The following is a 15,392-nucleotide window of genomic DNA, read 5'->3' as shown; positions in this document are numbered from 1 at the left end:
TCACCTGCTGGATAACACCGCATGGCAGTCGCCCCGAGCCAGATCTCTCACCCTCGTGACAGTGGCCCCACCCCGCGAAAACAGCCATTTACCAGCAACAACACACCAACGATCAACTGTCTCTCGCAACCACTGCTCCGAAACCGACAGATCGCACATGGCTTTGGCCATTCGTGTGGGGTGACGCCCGCAGGGTTCCGTCGTTGAACTATCCGAAGCACAGCCCCGCTTGGCCCCCCAGGGACGCATGGGCCTGGGGGCCACGTGCTGCCGGGACCGTAAAATCCTTGACCATGCCCGCTTCCGTGACTTTGCCGGTGGCTGTAGCTGTGGCGGTCCCCGCGCCCCGCCGACCCGCACGCTGGCGGGTGCGGCACGGTCAGGCTTCGTGTGCGGACTACGGCTGTACCCGGCCGGTGTGTCGTCAGGCCGCCCGGCGCTACGGCATGAAGATCATCGCGGCAGCGCCGAGCAGGTCGACGACGAAGCACCACTCCGCCCACGCCCGAGGTCTTGGCCCGGTGGTGGGCGAAGTCCCAGGCTTCGACCAAGCTCAGGCCCGCGACCCCAGGCACCCACCGGCGCGGGATCACGGTGCACGTCCTGCTGGACTTCGTTCACGTTGCCGAGTACGTCTGCGCCGCCGCGCACGCCTTCCACAGTGCGGAGCCGGAGGACGGCTTCGGCCCCGGGAAGGCCCCAGCGGGCGCCGGTGATGTCGAGTCCCGCGGCTTTCGCGCTCGGCCTGGAGCGCGGCGACCCTCGCGTGGCTTTCGCAGTCCTCGCACAGTTCTCTCTCCCCGTGGTTCCCGGGAGCCTCGTGCCGTTCGGAAAGCCCGCGGACCGCCACCGCGGCCCGCCCCGCCGGGCCGCACCCCGCTTCTCGTCAGCCCCGCGCAGCGGCCCCCCGGGCCAGGTCCCGCTACGGGCGAGAGCGGGCGCGCCCGCGCAGGGAAACCCCGCCTACCCCCTCCCACAAGGGGAAGTCAGGACCGCGTGCTTCGGGAAAATGGGCTGTGACCTGGGAAAACGCGGGGCGGTCGGTGGTGCGTGCGCAACGGACGCCGCAACGGCCCGCGCAACCGGCGCCGCAACGCACAGCGCAACCCCCGCCGCAACGGCAAACGAAGGGCCGCGCACCGGTGTTGCGCCCGCTCTGTTTGCGGATGATGGGCCCGCCACGGACTCATCCGCCAAACCGGACCCGCCAACTACACCAGCCAGGGCAACCCATGAACCCATTGCCACCAGCACGAATACGTTAACTACCCGGCCTTGCATCAACCCCCGGTCTCAGCTGGCTCATACCGCTCTTCCCACGGGCCGCATGAGCCAGCTGATGGCACCGAGAACGAGGCACGATTCCTGGACCGCTCGCGGACGCGGCCGTGGACGGTCAGCTGACCCGGAGACCGACCGCCAGAGTCAGCTCAAGGACCCGGTGTGGCGATGCGAGATCCGGAAACAGCTCCCGCAGCTGCGACATCCGGTACCGGACTGTCTGGGGGTGGACGAACAACGCCGCCGCCACCTCGTCCCGCCTGCCCTGGTGCAGCAGCCACGCCCGCAACGTCTCCTCCAGCCGCTGTGCGGTCGCGACAGGCAAGGTCCGCAACGGTGCGAGGGCTTGGACACGCAGGTCTGCGAACGCGTCCACGTCGGCGCTCAGCACCAGCTCGGGCAGGTGGTCCTCGGTGTCGCGAATATCAGAGGAGAGGGAGCGCGCGCGTACGGCTCGTGCGTACGAGGCGGACGCACGAGTCCATGGCCGGGCCGGGCCGACCACGGCGGTGCGGCCGGTTAGCTGCCGCAAGAGATGTGATCGGTCGGCATCCGGGACGAGCAGCACACCGGTGGCATCCGGCAGATCGTCGAGGACGAGGGTGCTCGGGTCGAGCGCGCGGTAGGCAGGCCTGGCCTGCGCGGCAGGCAGCAGGACCGCGGTCAGCGAAACCGGAGGCTGCCACCCGGCCCGTTGAACAGAGGCCAGCAGCACGTCCGGGCTCGCGCCGGCGAGAAGGTCGCGGGCCAGGTGTTCCAGCTGGCGCTCGTGGGCCCTGCCCCGGGCAGCCAGTTCGTCAGCGTGGCCCGCGGCGCTCGCGGCGGAGAGCTCGTCGATGTAGGCGAAGGTCAGCTCGGCGAACTTGGCGACCTCGGCGGCGGGCAGACCTGCGGACACGGCACCCGCTGCCAGGCATCGCCAGGCCACGCGGGCGCCGACGCGGTAGGCGCTGAGCAGGGCGTCCATCGAACGGCCGTCGCGCACCTCGCCGCGGCCCAACTCGTAGGCTGCGTCACCGGCGTCGCCGCCTGTGGCGTTCCCGCTCGCGAGGTCCAGGTAGTGCCCCAGGGCGGTGCGGACGGCTCGGCGGATGGTGCCGCCCATGCTGCCCGAAAGGGCGTTGGCGTAGGAAGGGACCTCGTCGATGATCGCCTGGACGACCTCGTCGGCGGTGGTCTTCAGCGCGGCCCGAAGTGCGGTGACCGTCGTCTCATCCAGGGCCAGTCCGCTGGCCCTCCTGATTGCATGGCTCACGTTTTGTTCCCTGCGAACAATTCAGCCGACCAGATTCACGTCCTGCGGTCAGGACTTTACGCCTTGAGGCGCAGCAAGCTGGAGTCATGACGAGTGCAGCCCTCCGCAGCAGGGCGTGGAAACTGCTGGAGATGGTCACGACGCCGCTGCTGCCGTCGGACTACCTCGACCTGGTCAGCCCGCTACGTGCGGGCGCTGACCTGCGTGGGCGCATCGAGGCCGTGCACCCCGAGACGGGTGACGCCGCGACTATCGTGATCAGGCCAGGACGGGGCTGGCGCGGCCACACAGCCGGTCAGTACGTGCGGATCGGGGTCGACGTCGACGGGGTGCGCCTGTGGCGTGCCTACTCCATCACCTCGCCGACAAACCGCCAGGACGGCCGCGTCACGATCACCGTGAAGGCGATCCCGGACGGCAAGGTCAGCAACTACCTGGTCCGCAGGGCGAAACCGGGCACGCTGATCCAGCTCGACCAGCCGACCGGTGACTTCGTGCTGCCGCAGGCCAAGCCCGACAAGGTGCTCTACCTGACGGCCGGCAGCGGCATCACGCCCGTGATGGGCATGCTGCGCGACATCGAGTTCGACGACGTCGTCATGGTCCACTGCGCGCCACAGCCGCAAGACGTGATTTTCCGCAAGGAACTGCACGACCTGGTCGCGGACAAGAAGCTGCGGCTCAGGGAGGTGCACACCGACACAGACGGCATGCTCGACATCGCCCGTCTCGACGAACTCGTGCCCGACTGGTCCGAGCGCGAGACCTGGGCTTGCGGGCCCGCGGGCCTGCTCGACGCCGCCGAAGAGCACTGGACCGAGCACGGCGTACAAGAGCGCCTGCACACCGAACGCTTCCGCCCCAGCATCGTCGTCGCCGGCGACGGCGGCGAGGTCACGTTCAGCGCCACCGGCAAGACCGTCGACGCGGACAGCGCCACGCCGTTGCTGGACATCGGTGAGGAGGCCGGCGTGCTCATGCCCTCCGGGTGCCGCATGGGCATCTGCTTCGGCTGCATCACGCCGCTCAAGGCGGGCGCCGTCCGCGACCTGCGCACCGGCGAGATCACCGAGGCCGAGCCGGGCGTCCTCATCCAGACCTGCGTGTCCGCCGCGGCGGGCCCCTGCGACATCGAACGGTAGGAGCACCTTGACCGCCATCGACCCCACCGCCCACCTGACCGCGGAGCAGATCAAGGAGCTTGGCCGTGAGCTGGACGCGATCCGCGACGAGGTGATCGCCAGCCGCGGCGAGAAAGACGCCGCCTACATCCGTAAGGTCATCTCGGCGCAGCGCAAGCTCGAGCTGGTCAGCAGAGGCGTGCTGCTGTTCTCGATCTTCCCGCCCGCGTGGCTGCTCGGCACCGCCGGGCTGTCCGTGGCGAAGATCATGGACAACATGGAGATCGGCCACAACGTCCTGCACGGCCAGTGGGACTGGATGCGAGACCCGAAGATCCACTCCACCACCTGGGAGTGGGATCACGTCTCGCCGTCCGAGCAGTGGAAGCACTCGCACAACGAGCTGCACCACACGTACACCAACGTGATCGGCAAGGACAACGACCTCGGCTACGGCATCATGCGCGTCGACGAGGACCAAAAGTGGCACCCGTTCCACCTCGGCCAGCCGCTGTGGAACTTCATCAACGCCTGCTTCTTCGAGTACGGCATCGCAGCGTACGACCTGGAGCTCGGCAAGAACCTGCACAAGCGCCGCCGCAAGAACCCGGAGTTCCGCGCGCGGGCCACGGCCGTGGGCCGCAAGATCCGTAAGCAGGTGCTCAAGGACTACGTGATCCACCCGCTGCTGTCAGGTCCGTCGTTCCTCACCACGCTTACCGCCACATTCACCGCGAACCTGGTCCGCAACATCTGGTCCCATTCGGTGATCATGTGCGGGCACTTCCCCGAGGGCGTACAGGTCTTCGAGCGCCGGTCGATCAAGGGCGAGACGCGCGGCCAGTGGTACCTGCGCCAGATGATGGGCTCGGCAAACATCAGCGGCAGCAAGGCCATGCACTTCATGACCGGCAACCTGTCGCACCAGATCGAGCACCACCTGTTCCCGGACCTGCCGAGCAACCGGTACGCCGAGGTCGCGGTGAAGGTGCGCGCGCTGTTCGAGAAGTACGAGCTGGAGTACGTCACCGGCCCGCTGCCCAAGCAGGTGTTCTCCGCGTGGCACAAGGTTGTCCGGCTCTCGCTGCCGAACAAGAAGCCCAAGGTCACGACGCCGGACTGCGAGCAGGAGCTCGTCGCGGCCTGAATTCCCGGTATTGGTTCAGATCTTCCGGACGTACCGGCGGCACCGCCGGGTTCGGTGAGATCCGTTGCGGACGGTGGGCGACCGCGACATCAGACCGTACGACACGGGATCCGGGCAGCCCGGTGTCCGGCTGCGCTGCCTGGACGTGCGCCAGGAGCTCAGCACCCAGCCCCCGGCGAGGTGTTGTAGTGCGCTGACCTGCCGTGGTCGGGCCCTGTCCGGTCTCCGGTGGAACTCAGGCCGGCCCGCTCCCGGCCCCGGCTCGTCACGGCCTTCGTCGTCCGTTTCCGCCTCGACCCTGCCGGATCCGGCAGCAGGGAACAGCCGTACTACTGTCAGGATGGCCAGGACTTCCCCTTCTTGTTGGACAGCCTGGCCCCCTACCTTCCCGCCCAGCCCTGCGTGTTCGAGGAACCTCAGACACGTTTCGCCGAGCTGCACAGACGCGCCTACGAAAAGCGTGTGCACCGGGCGCTGGTCTCCGGCGCGTCCGACTCCCTGACGCATCTGTATCTCCGCCAGGGTGAGCTCACAGCCCTCCTGCTGCTCGAGTACAGCCGAAAGCGCCAACCCAGTGCTCTCAACAGGCTGCTGGCCGCCGACCTCAGCGCCCGCGCAGGCCGACCCCCAGAAGCCGCAGAAACATACAAGAGGGCCCTCCAGGAAGCAGACCACCGCCGCCGACAAGAACCATGACCCCAGGCGGGGAGCGAAGAGGCAAACGCGGCGGTCGCTGCCGGCTCTCTACGCCGCCTCGACAGCCTTCTCCAGGTACTCCCTCACGGCCCTAGCCTTTGGGCAGCTCAGCCCACACGCGTGCGGCCATCTCATCGGCCTCGTCCTGTGGGGTCCCCGCCTGCACCAGGATGATCCCGCGGGAGTGGTCCGGGAATGTGATCTCCCGCATCTCCGTACCCAGCGGGCCCATCGGCTTATCCGACATGGCGGCCTCCCTTCGACGGCTGCCCCCAGACTAAAGGGACAACACGCACAAGACGAGGACCCTCCACCCGATGGACTACAACCCTGGTGTCAAAGACAGCCCGGCACTACTCTCAACAACCGGGGATGCTGAGCTGTACTGAGATTTGTGGAGTCCCCGATGCCAGGGTTGCGGTCCCTGCGAAGGAGATCCACCAGCACCATGGCAGCACCGTAAATACCCGGACGAGCTCCGCGAGCGCGCGGTCTGCGAGGTCCGCATCACCGGCCGCCCGATCGCCACGTCGCGAAGGACCTCGGCATCTATAAAGAGGCTCTGGCAGGTCGCGAACCACATGAGGACTGAACTGCCCTGGTTACGCTGGAGATGGCTCTGTGGAGACGCCGGATCAAGGCAGGCTCCGGCCTCATTCATCACAGCGACCGCGGGTCCCGATACGTGCCAATTCGGTAGGGTGCGGCTCGTTTCGAGGGAACTCGTGACCAGCCGGTCGTAGGTGCCTGGGCGCCTGGAGCACTCGATATTCCGGTGTGGGCGGTGTGACCTGGGGTTACTGTGCTGCCGTGATTCTGACTGACGCCGAAATTGCTGACTTGCTCAGACCCGCGGGGCTTCGACTCGTGGAACGGGTCCAGCAGGAGGTTCTGCTGCCCCCGCTGCCGCAGTACGTGTCGCCTGCGAGCGCCCGGCCTGAAGACGGGCGCTTCGACTCCGACCCGGATGAAGTCGCCGACCTGGATGCTCCGAACTTCGCGGACAAGGTCAACGCGAACTGGCACCGTATGGCCACGGAGTATGGGCTCCTCGACGACCAGCGGGAGTTCCTCCTGTCGCTGGGCCGCGCACGCCTCGGGGAAGACCCAGACGATGAGCCCTACGAGGTGTGAAGTTTCCCCGTGATCTCGGACACGTGATCGTTATGCCGCGAGCGTGTGCTGCTGACGTTGCCTGGTCTCGGCCGGGGTGAGGTAGCCGAACGTGCGGTGCTTGCGTAGGCGGCGGCGGTTGTAGAAGGTCTCGATGAAGGAGAAGACCTCGGCGCGGGCGGTGGCCCGGTCGGGCCAGGTGCGGGTGCCGATCTCTTCCTTGAGCAGGGCCCAGAAGCTCTCCGCGGCGGCGTTGTCGAAGCATGATCCGGTGCGTCCGCAGCTCTGCCGCAGCCCCAACCTCCCTATGCGCTCACGGAATTGGGTCGAGGTGTATTCGCTGCCGCGATCGCTGTGGACCACGCAGCCGGGCTCGAGTCCGCCTCGGCCGTGCGCCATGTCGAGAGCGTCGACCACCAGCTCGGCGCGGTGGTGGTCGGCCATGGCGTAGCCGACGACTTCGCGGGTGGCCAGGTCCAGCCAGCAGGCGAGGTAGAGCCAGCCCTCGGCGGTGGGCAGGTAAGTGATGTCGCCGACCAGCTTGGTCCCGGGGCGTTCGGCATGAAAGTCGCGGCCGATCAGGTCCGGGGCCGGCTTCGCTTTCGCGTCCGGCCGGGTCAGCGAACGCCGTCTGCGCCGGGTGACGCCGCGGATGTCGCGTTCACGCATCACGCGGGCGACGCGCTTGCGGTTCACCCGTCGGCCCAGGCGGCGCAGTTCGGCGTGGATGCGCGGGACGCCGTAGGTGTGCCGGGAAGCGATGTGCACCACGGTGATCTCGTGTGCGAGTGCGTCGTCGGCGGCCCGCTTGGCACGGCGGGCGGCCTCGCCCTCGCACCAGGCGTAGTAGGAGGACCGGGCGACCTTCAGCACCCGGCACAGCAGAATGATCGGATAGTTCGCCTTCTCCGTGTGGATAAACCGGTACAGCTCGCTCACCGGTCGTTCTCCTTCGCGAAGAAGGCCGTCGCTTTTTTCAGGATCTCGATCGTCTGCTGCTGTTCGCGGACCTCCTTGCGCAGCCGCTTGAGCTCCTCGCGCTCGGCGCTGGTCAGCTCACCGGACTTGCCCTCGCCCTGGTCTGCCTTCGCCCGGCGGTACCAGCCGCGCAGGGACTCGGAGCTGATGCCGAGTTCCCGAGCGACGGCAGTGACCGTCTTGCCCGAGGAATCAACGAGCGCGATCGCATCCCGCTTGAACTCCTCGGTGTAACGCTTCGTGTACTTACTTCCCACCTGGTGCTACTTCCTCTGGAACCTCAAGATCCCAGTCTCCAGGTGTCCACGATCGAGGGGAAGCTTCAGTGTGGTTCCGGGTCCAGCTGCTCGATGAGTGGAACCTGGTGGGGAGCGAGGTGGACTTGCTGCGGAGCGGGTTCGCGACACTCTTCACTGATCGTTTCGTTCCGGAGTTCACGGTGGCTTCCCTGGACGGTCGGATGATGATGCAGACCACGGTGTGGGGTGACGGCACTCTCAGCAGCATCGTGATCCGTCCGTAGCTGTCCCCGAACGAGACAGCCACTCCCGCTCTGGTCTGCTCGTCTCTACCGTGGTAGCGGGAGAGGAGCGGTGGATGGGCTCGCTGTTCGAGGAACTGGAAGCCCGCGAGGCGACTGCCCGGACGCGGGTGGAGGCGCTGGAAGCCGAGCTCGCCGAGGTGTCCAGGCGGCTGAGTGCGGCCCGGGAAGGGCTGGAGCGACTGCGGATCGCTCGGGAGACGGTCGCCGAGGTGCTGGCGGAGATGACACCGCAGAAACCGGGGGACGCGGTCGACACCGATCGGTCGAGCGCGGTTGATTCCACGGCGTCGGCGTATGCGGGGGCCGAGCGGCACGTGATCGGGGTGCTGACGGTGCCGAACTGGCAGCCCGGGATGGGGACGGAGGTCCTGCCACGCGTGTATCGGGACATTCTGGAAGTGGTGGCCGACGCTCCGGGGCCGGTCCGCGCCAAGCAGATCGTGCCGAGGATCGGGCTGCCGGCCGAGGCCGGGAAGATCGAGGGCACGCGGTCGAAGCTGAAGCGGCTGGTGGAGCGCGGTTGGCTGGACGAGGACACGCCGGGCATGTTCGCTCCGGCTCGCCGCCGGGGTGGCGCTTCACCCAACTCCCGTTAACAGCAGGGCTCTTCCGCGCCTACATTCGAAGGTGCGACCCAATCGATGCTGGACGGGAAGAGCCCTGGAGATGACACCGTACGACACGCATGCCACCGCTGACCCCTTTGCCTACTCCCTCAGTGCCTTCGAGACGCTGATACGCACCCTGTCAGGCGGCGATGCGAGCACCTGGACCCATGCCGAACTGGAGGAACACCTTGAAAAGGCCGGGCGGGACCTGCTCCGGCTGCTGCTGCAGGACCACCTGGACCTGCGTGCGGCGCGCGAGGAGAAGCAGGTCCGCGCAGGTGCCGGCCCAGTCGTGGTAGGGTCGGAGGGCCGGATGCGCCCCTGGCGCGAACCAGGCCACCAGCGCTGGCTGGCCACCGTGTTCGGGATGGTCCGCGTCACCCGGGTCGCCCACCGCGGCCCCGGCGCCTGCAACGTCCATCCCGCCGACACCGCGTTGTCGCTGCCCGCCGGCCGGCACTCGACGGGTTTACGGCGACTCGCACTCACCGAAGCCGTCCGCGGCTCGTTCGACCAGGCACACGACGCGATCGAGCGCCGATGCGGGAACGTGCTCGGCAAGCGCAGGCTGGAAGAGCTCGTGGTCGCCGCCGCGGTCGACATCGACGGCTTCTACCAGGCCAGGATCCCGGTCCCGTGCAGCCGAGAGATGCCGCTGGTGGTCCAGGTGGACGGAAAGGGCGTGGTCATGCGCCCCGAGGCTCTGCGCGAAGCCACCAGACGAGCCGCCGAGAAGGCAGCCAGCGGCCACCGCGGCCGACTCGCCCCCGGCGAGAAGCCGAACCGCAAGCGGATGGCGACCGTGGCCTGCATCTTCGACACCCGCCCGGCGCCCAGACGCCCGCACGACGTGATCCACCCACCCGGCGGCCGCAGCGGCGAGCGTCCCGCCCGCCCAGGACCGAAGGCGGAGAACAAGTGGTGCAACGCCTCGCTCGTCCGCTCGCCCGAACAGGTCATCGCCGACGTCTTCGACCAGGCCCAAGCCCGCGACCCGAAGCACCTGCGACCGTGGGTCGTCCTCGTCGACGGCGCCCGCCACCAGCTCGACCTCATCGCAGCGGAGACCGCCCGACGCGGCGTCACGGTCCACATCCTGCTCGACTTCGTGCACGTCGCCGAGTACACCTGGGCTGCCGCCCACGCCTTCCACAAACCCGGAACCACTGAGGCAGAAGCCTGGGCGGCCGACCATCTGACGGCGATCCTGGCAGGCCACGCCGCCCGCGCGGCCGCGGAGATGACCGCTCAAGCCGTTGAAGAACAACTGCCCGCCGCCCGGCGCGAGGCCGTCGACGCCTGCCACCGCTACTTGACCGGGCACCTCGACCAGCTTCGCTACGACACCGCACTCAACAACGGGTGGCCGATCGCCACCGGCGCGGTCGAGGGCGCCTGCCGACACCTGATCGCCGATCGCCTCGACATCACCGGCGCCCGCTGGGGCCTACCCGGAGCCGAAGCCATCCTGCGACTACGTGCCGTCGTCGCCAACGGCGACCTCGAACCCTACTGGCGCTTCCACACCCGCCATGAGCACGCGCGCATCTACCCCGACTCCTACCCGCAGCAAGTCGCCCTCACTGCTTGATCAACGTCGTCCCTCGAAACGAACTGCACCCAATTCGGTATACCGACCGGCTCGCCGACATCGGTGCCGCCGCCTCCGTCGGCTCCGTGGCCGACTCGTACGATAACGCGATGGCCGAGGCGCTGAACGGCACCTTCAAGGCCGAGCTGATCGAGATGCAAGGGCCGTGGCGGGACTTCGACCAGGTCGAGCGGGCGATCTTCCAGTGGGTCACCTGGTACAACGAAGAACGTCTTCACTCCGCGCTCGAGTACGTACCGCCCGCCGCCGACGGCGCTCACCCCGGAGGGGAAGAGGACCTTCGACAAGCGGCTGCCCAACACCGAGCCGAAGCTCCGCGAGGTCTTTGCCAAGCTCCAGGCCAAGCACGGCACCGTCCTGGTGATGGTGGACCCGCCTGCTTCCATAGGTGCACTGCCTCTGGCGGTGGCTCGTGACGCGGGCTGTCGTGTCGCCTATCTGCCGGGCCTGACGATGCGGCGGATCGCTGATCTCTACCCCGGCGAGGCCAAGACCGACGCTCGCGACGCCTATGTCATCGCGGACGCGGCCCGTTCGATGCCGCACACGCTGCGGGCCATCGAGGCGGCTGACGAGACCGTGGCCGAGCTGGAGATGCTGACCGGGTTCGACGATGACCTGGCCACCGAGGTGACACGGACCAAGAACCGCCTGAGGGGCCTGCTGACACAGATCCATCCGCCGCTTGAGAAGGTCCTCGGCCCCCGCCTGGACCACCCTGCCGTGCTCGCCCTCCTCGAGCGCTTCGGCTCTCCTGCCCTGCTGAGGAAGGCAGGGCGGCGCAAACTGGTCACGCTGCTGCGGCCGAAGGCCCCGCGGATGGCCGAGCGCCTGGTCGAGGACATCTTTACCGCGCTCGACGAGCAGACCGTGGTCGTCCCCGGCACCGACGCCGCCGCACTGATCATCCCCAATCTCGTCTCCAGCCTCGGCTCCCTGGTGGACCAGCGCAGACTCCTCGCAGCCCGGATCGAGGAACTGCTGGAGGCTCACCCTCTTTCCCCGGTCCTGATCTCGATACCTGGCATCGGGGTCAGGACCGCCGCCCGGATCCTCATCGACGTCGGCGACGGCAGTGGCTTCGCCACGGCCGGACACCTGGCCGCCTACGCCGGCCTGGCTCCGGTCACGCGCGCCTCCGGCTCCTCCATCCGCGGCGAACACCCCGCTCGGCGAGGTAACAAGCAGCTCAAACGCGCCTTCTACCTCGCCGCATTCGCCTCGCTCTCGCAACCGGAGTCACGGGCCTACTACGACAGACAACGCCGCGAGGGGAAACACCCCGTCGCAGCCCTGATCGCCCTCGCCAGACGCCGCATCGACGTGCTCTTCGCCATGCTCCGCGACGGCACCTTCTACGACCCGCCGACCCCTACCGCGGCTTGACGAAGGCCATAGGGGCACCTTTTCGTGCCCCGGCGGCATGCTGGTGGGCTCGCACGATGGTGGAGTCGACGGACACCATCCAGTCGACGGCCCCGGCCGCATCCGCCTTCGCCTGGGCGGCCCGCAGCATCCGGTCGAAGGTGCCGTCGGCAGCCCACCGGCGGAACCGGGTATGCAAGGTGGCCCAGGACCCGTACCGCTCGGGCACGTCCCGCCAGGCGGACCCGGTCCGGAACTTCCACACGATCCCGTTCAGGACCATCCGGTCGTCCAGCCGTTTCCGCCCCGTCTCGGCATGGGGTAGCAGCGGCCGCACGAACTCCCACTCGGCGTCCGACAGTTCATGGCGACGTATCAGGCAAGATCGTTTGACGACACGCTCTAGGGTCGCCCTCGCGCCGGGGTGATGCGGCTGTGGACGCGGAACCGGGCGGGCGTGTCACCTGGAGCGGGCCGTAGGTCGACGGCGACCGGGCCGGCGAAGGTGTATCCCTGTTCGGCGGCATGACGGCACACCTGATGGACGAGGGCGGGTGCCACGGGCAGGGGGCTGTCGCAGAGCAGCCGGTGGATATCCGGGGGCAGTTCGATGACGAAGGCATTGGGCACGACGATGTGCTGCCGGCCGAAGATAAGGGCGTTGTCGTCGCACTGCCGCAGGAGTATTGCCACGACCTCGCCCGGCTTCGGCTTGGTCGGCAGCAGGTAGCACCGCACATTCGTTGCCCAGCGCTCCATGAGGCGTTCACTCGCGCGTAAGAACCTCATCGGGGGCTCCTGAGTCAGGCGGGCACATGGGGCGCCGAGCATCGCGGAAGCCCGCTGGAGCGGATCGACGATCCTCGCGTCGCGGCCTTGGGAAGGGTGCGGCAGGTGAAGCCGAGCTGGGTCATGGCCCGCAGGACCTCGCCCGCGCTGACGTCGCGGGGGTCTTGACGAGTGACGACCTGGCCGACCTGCTTGGCGGGGTAGTGGCGGCGCCCGACGATCACGGAGTCGCCAGTGACCGGCTCGGGCTTGATGCCCTTCATCGTCTCCAGCACGCCGTTCTTGGTCAGGTCGAACGGAAAGCGGGCGATGACACAGCGCATGATGCCTCACAGGGAGAGAGGGAAGGAGGAGGGGCCGGAGCCGGCCTCTGTATGGGGTCGGGAACGGCCTGCTGACACCAGGCAGCCGACCCCGCCTGGCTACTGACACGAGGCGGCACACGGCCGCACAGCCGCTCGCGCCTGCTCGTCGGTCAGATGGCCGCAGGGGCGCCGAGCATCGCGGAAGCCTGCTGGAGCGGGCTGAGGGCGCGCGTGGGTGCGGCCGTCTGGGGAAGGCCGCGGCAGGTGAAGCCGAGCTGGGTCATGGCCCGCAGGACCTCGCCCGCGCTGAAATCGCGGCGGTCTTGGCGTGTGATGACCTGGCCGACCTGTTTGACGGGGTAGGTGCGGCGGCCGATGGTCACGGACTCGCCAGTGACCGGTTCGGGCTTGATGCCCGTCATGGATTGCAGGACGCCGGTCTTGGTGAGGTCGAAGGGGAAGCGGGCGATGACACAGCGCATGATGCCTCACAGGGAGAAGGAGGGGATGGTTCTGCCGCGGTGGGGCGGTTCAGCGGGCAAGGGCGAGGACGCCGAGAGCGCTGCCTTGTTCGTCGACGACAGGCAGGGCATCGAGCCGGCGGTAGCGCATGGCGTGCTCGGCTTCGGCCATCGTGGTCACGGGCGAGGTGAACGGCCCGCGGTCGCCGAGGATGTCGCGCAGCTGGACCCGGTCGGTGTAGGCGGAGCTGTCACGAACGGCGGTGAGCTGGGCCTGGGTGACCAGTCCGGTGCACAGGCCGTCGTTGTCGCAGATGAGCAGGTGCCCGACGCGGGCACTGGCCATGACGGACAGGGCCACCTCGACGGTCATGTCGTCACAGACCTGCGGTCCGGCGGTGTCCATGGCGTCGGCCACCGTCTTGTGCACGGGGGTGGCACTCGCCGAGCGGGGCTGCATCTGGACCAGCGTCAAAAGGTGCCTCCTGCAGAGATGGGTCAGTTTCCTGATCACGTGGTGCTCAGGCCGCCGCGTCAAAGGCGGACTGCCGCACGCTTACGCGGCGGGCACCCGAAGCGGGACTGCGTCGACCGCGGGAGGCCGCACTGCGCTTGCGCCGCTCGGGCGCCGGCGCGGTGATGGTGACGGGGATGCCGGAGGGGGTCTGGGCGCCGGTGATCCGGTTGAGGGCTTCATCGCCGGAGCGGACCTGGGTGGTCTGGGGCACGATGCCGGCGGCGGCCATGAGGCGGGTCATGTCGCGGCGCTGGTGGGGGGTGACCAGGGTGACGACGCTGCCGGACTCGCCCGCGCGGGCCGTACGGCCGCCGCGGTGGAGGTAGTCCTTGTGGTCGGTCGGCGGGTCCACGTTGACGACGAGGTCAAGGTTGTCGACGTGGATGCCGCGGGCCGCGACGTTCGTGGCGACCAGCACGGTGACGTGCCCGGTCTTGAACTGGGCGAGGGTGCGGGTGCGCTGCGGCTGTGACTTCCCGCCGTGCAGGGCGGCCGCCCGTACTCCGCTGTCGAGGAGGTCCTGGGTGAGCCGGTCCACCGCGTGCTTGGTGTCCAGGAACATGAGCACCCGGCCCTCGCGCGCCGCGATCTCCGTCGTCATCCGGTGCTTGTCGGCGCCGTGCACGTGCAGGACGTGGTGTTCCATCGTGGTGACCGCGCCGGCGGACGGGTCCACGGAGTGAACGACGGGGTCGGTGAGGTAGCGGCGGACCAGGAGGTCGACGTTGCGGTCCAAGGTCGCGGAGAACAACATCCGCTGGCCCTCGGGGCGTACCTGGTCCAGGAGTGCGGTGACCTGCGGCATGAAGCCCATGTCGGCCATCTGGTCGGCCTCGTCGAGGACGGTGATCGCGACCTGGTTCAGCCGGCAGTCGCCGCGGTCGATGAGGTCCTTGAGCCGTCCTGGGGTGGCCACGACGACTTCGGTGCCACCCCGCAGCGCACCCGCCTGCTTGCCGATCGACATCCCGCCGACGACGGTGGCCAGACGCAACTTCACCGCTCTGGCGTAGGGGGTGAGGGCATCGGTCACCTGCTGAGCAAGTTCCCGGGTGGGGACCAGAATCAGGGCCAGCGGCTGGCGGGGTTCGGCGCGCTGTCCGGCGGTTCGGGCCAGTAGGGCCAGGCCGAAGGCGAGGGTCTTGCCGGAGCCGGTCCGGCCGCGACCAAGGACATCGCGGCCCGCGAGGGTGTTCGGCAGGGTCGCGCCCTGGATCGGGAACGGCACCGCCACGCCCTGCGCGGTGAGCGCGGCCAGCAGCTCCCGGGGCATGTCGAGGTCGGCGAACGCCTCAACGGCGACCAGTGCGGGAGTGATCGTTTTCGGCAGGGCGAACTCGCCCGGGATGGCTGCGGGCCGGCGGCCGTAGCCGCCCGAGCGGCTCGGACCCCCGGAACGGCTCGGGGCGGACGGGCCGAAGCGGCTGCCCAGAACCGAACCGGCGGCGGAACCGAAAGCAGGGCCGCCGGTGCGGCGGCGGGAGCGGGAGGAGCGGTCGTTCGTACGTGTGGGGTTCATTGAGAACCTTCCTTGATACGGCACGTATCAAGGAATTCCCGCAGCGGGAGAGCAGCGCGGGGAATCACAAGAACGAACCGA

14 protein-coding genes and 3 pseudogenes are annotated in these 15,392 nt (G+C 68.5%); 7 read left to right on the top strand and 10 right to left on the bottom strand.

What is annotated here, in order from left to right:
- Positions 1 to 1,396 precede the first annotated feature (1,396 nt).
- Positions 1,397 to 2,536, bottom strand: coding sequence for a PucR family transcriptional regulator (locus tag AC1VWI_RS44420; protein WP_400809119.1), 1,140 nt, complete (start codon positions 2,534 to 2,536; stop codon positions 1,397 to 1,399).
- Positions 2,537 to 2,622: 86 nt separating this feature from the next.
- Here AC1VWI_RS44420 and AC1VWI_RS44415 point away from each other — a divergent pair, with 86 nt between their 5' ends.
- Together AC1VWI_RS44415 and AC1VWI_RS44410 are read left to right on the top strand one after the other, a co-directional pair.
- Entirely contained in the window at positions 2,623 to 3,678 is a 1,056-nt protein-coding gene (locus tag AC1VWI_RS44415; protein WP_026251266.1) for a ferredoxin reductase, read from the top strand.
- A gap of 7 nt (positions 3,679 to 3,685) precedes the next feature.
- Positions 3,686 to 4,804, top strand: a complete 1,119-nt coding sequence (locus AC1VWI_RS44410) for a fatty acid desaturase family protein (protein WP_400809115.1) — start codon at positions 3,686 to 3,688, stop codon at positions 4,802 to 4,804.
- 787 nt (positions 4,805 to 5,591) lie between these two features.
- On the opposite strand, the gene AC1VWI_RS44405 is transcribed toward AC1VWI_RS44410, so the two are convergent.
- Positions 5,592 to 5,747, bottom strand: coding sequence for a hypothetical protein (locus tag AC1VWI_RS44405; RefSeq protein WP_018560463.1), 156 nt, complete (start codon positions 5,745 to 5,747; stop codon positions 5,592 to 5,594).
- Positions 5,748 to 6,310: 563 nt separating this feature from the next.
- Between AC1VWI_RS44405 and AC1VWI_RS44400 the strand changes: the two genes are divergently transcribed.
- Positions 6,311 to 6,634, top strand: a complete 324-nt coding sequence (locus tag AC1VWI_RS44400; RefSeq protein ID WP_499508793.1) for a hypothetical protein — start codon at positions 6,311 to 6,313, stop codon at positions 6,632 to 6,634.
- 30 nt (positions 6,635 to 6,664) lie between these two features.
- Here the strand turns inward: AC1VWI_RS44400 and AC1VWI_RS44395 are convergent, their stop codons facing one another.
- A complete protein-coding gene (locus tag AC1VWI_RS44395; protein WP_499508794.1) occupies positions 6,665 to 7,552 on the bottom strand; it encodes an IS3 family transposase in 888 nt (295 codons plus the stop codon).
- Positions 7,549 to 7,848, bottom strand: coding sequence for a transposase (locus tag AC1VWI_RS44390; protein ID WP_499508795.1), 300 nt, complete (start codon positions 7,846 to 7,848; stop codon positions 7,549 to 7,551). The genes AC1VWI_RS44395 and AC1VWI_RS44390 overlap by 4 nt, the downstream gene beginning before the upstream one ends.
- Positions 7,849 to 8,188: 340 nt before the next feature.
- On the opposite strand from AC1VWI_RS44390, the gene AC1VWI_RS44385 reads away from it, so the two are divergent.
- From AC1VWI_RS44385 to AC1VWI_RS44370, 4 genes and pseudogenes are all read left to right on the top strand, one after another.
- A complete protein-coding gene (locus tag AC1VWI_RS44385) occupies positions 8,189 to 8,731 on the top strand; it encodes a hypothetical protein (RefSeq protein WP_499516673.1) in 543 nt (180 codons plus the stop codon).
- Positions 8,732 to 8,801: 70 nt separating this feature from the next.
- Entirely contained in the window at positions 8,802 to 10,334 is a 1,533-nt protein-coding gene (locus AC1VWI_RS44380; protein ID WP_499516672.1) for an ISKra4 family transposase, read from the top strand.
- A 110-nt stretch (positions 10,335 to 10,444) separates the two neighbouring features.
- A pseudogene (locus tag AC1VWI_RS44375) lies at positions 10,445 to 10,537 on the top strand (hypothetical protein); the annotation flags it as partial.
- Between the two features lie 73 nt (positions 10,538 to 10,610).
- A pseudogene (locus tag AC1VWI_RS44370) lies at positions 10,611 to 11,741 on the top strand (IS110 family RNA-guided transposase); the annotation flags it as partial.
- Here AC1VWI_RS44370 and AC1VWI_RS44365 read toward each other — a convergent pair.
- The 6 genes and pseudogenes from AC1VWI_RS44365 to AC1VWI_RS44340 form a co-directional block, all read right to left on the bottom strand.
- A complete protein-coding gene (locus AC1VWI_RS44365; RefSeq protein ID WP_499517067.1) occupies positions 11,728 to 12,081 on the bottom strand; it encodes an IS5 family transposase in 354 nt (117 codons plus the stop codon). The pseudogene AC1VWI_RS44370 and the gene AC1VWI_RS44365 overlap by 14 nt on opposite strands.
- 41 nt (positions 12,082 to 12,122) lie before the next feature.
- Positions 12,123 to 12,509 carry an FhaA domain-containing protein gene (locus AC1VWI_RS44360; RefSeq protein ID WP_018560465.1) on the bottom strand — a complete coding sequence of 129 codons (387 nt, stop codon included), beginning with the start codon at positions 12,507 to 12,509 and terminating at the stop codon, positions 12,123 to 12,125.
- Positions 12,510 to 12,536: 27 nt separating this feature from the next.
- A pseudogene (locus AC1VWI_RS44355) lies at positions 12,537 to 12,832 on the bottom strand (SCO5918 family protein); the annotation flags it as partial.
- A 152-nt stretch (positions 12,833 to 12,984) separates the two neighbouring features.
- Positions 12,985 to 13,296 (bottom strand): SCO5918 family protein, encoded by a 312-nt coding sequence (locus AC1VWI_RS44350; protein WP_018560466.1) that lies wholly within the window; start codon positions 13,294 to 13,296, stop codon positions 12,985 to 12,987.
- Between the two features lie 49 nt (positions 13,297 to 13,345).
- Positions 13,346 to 13,750 carry a CBS domain-containing protein gene (locus AC1VWI_RS44345; RefSeq protein ID WP_018560467.1) on the bottom strand — a complete coding sequence of 135 codons (405 nt, stop codon included), beginning with the start codon at positions 13,748 to 13,750 and terminating at the stop codon, positions 13,346 to 13,348.
- Between the two features lie 46 nt (positions 13,751 to 13,796).
- Positions 13,797 to 15,311 carry a DEAD/DEAH box helicase gene (locus AC1VWI_RS44340; protein ID WP_499516671.1) on the bottom strand — a complete coding sequence of 505 codons (1,515 nt, stop codon included), beginning with the start codon at positions 15,309 to 15,311 and terminating at the stop codon, positions 13,797 to 13,799.
- Between the last annotated feature and the right edge of the window lie 81 nt (positions 15,312 to 15,392).

The organism is Streptomyces sp. TOM-9, from assembly GCF_056858595.1.
Note: the sequence above shows the minus strand (reverse complement) of the source record. Positions and strands in the feature narration are given on the sequence as shown.

What these genes read in the sequence shown, in the direction of transcription:
- AC1VWI_RS44385 (WP_499516673.1), top strand. Translation starts at nt 8,189, where the DNA reads ATGGGCTCGCTGTTCGAGGAACTGGAAGCCCGCGAGGCGACTGCCCGG.
- AC1VWI_RS44415 (WP_026251266.1), top strand. Translation starts at nt 2,623, where the DNA reads ATGACGAGTGCAGCCCTCCGCAGCAGGGCGTGGAAACTGCTGGAGATG.
- AC1VWI_RS44405 (WP_018560463.1), bottom strand. Translation starts at nt 5,747, where the DNA reads ATGTCGGATAAGCCGATGGGCCCGCTGGGTACGGAGATGCGGGAGATC.
- AC1VWI_RS44380 (WP_499516672.1), top strand. Translation starts at nt 8,802, where the DNA reads ATGACACCGTACGACACGCATGCCACCGCTGACCCCTTTGCCTACTCC.
- AC1VWI_RS44340 (WP_499516671.1), bottom strand. Translation starts at nt 15,311, where the DNA reads ATGAACCCCACACGTACGAACGACCGCTCCTCCCGCTCCCGCCGCCGC.
- AC1VWI_RS44360 (WP_018560465.1), bottom strand. Translation starts at nt 12,509, where the DNA reads ATGAGGTTCTTACGCGCGAGTGAACGCCTCATGGAGCGCTGGGCAACG.
- AC1VWI_RS44350 (WP_018560466.1), bottom strand. Translation starts at nt 13,296, where the DNA reads ATGCGCTGTGTCATCGCCCGCTTCCCCTTCGACCTCACCAAGACCGGC.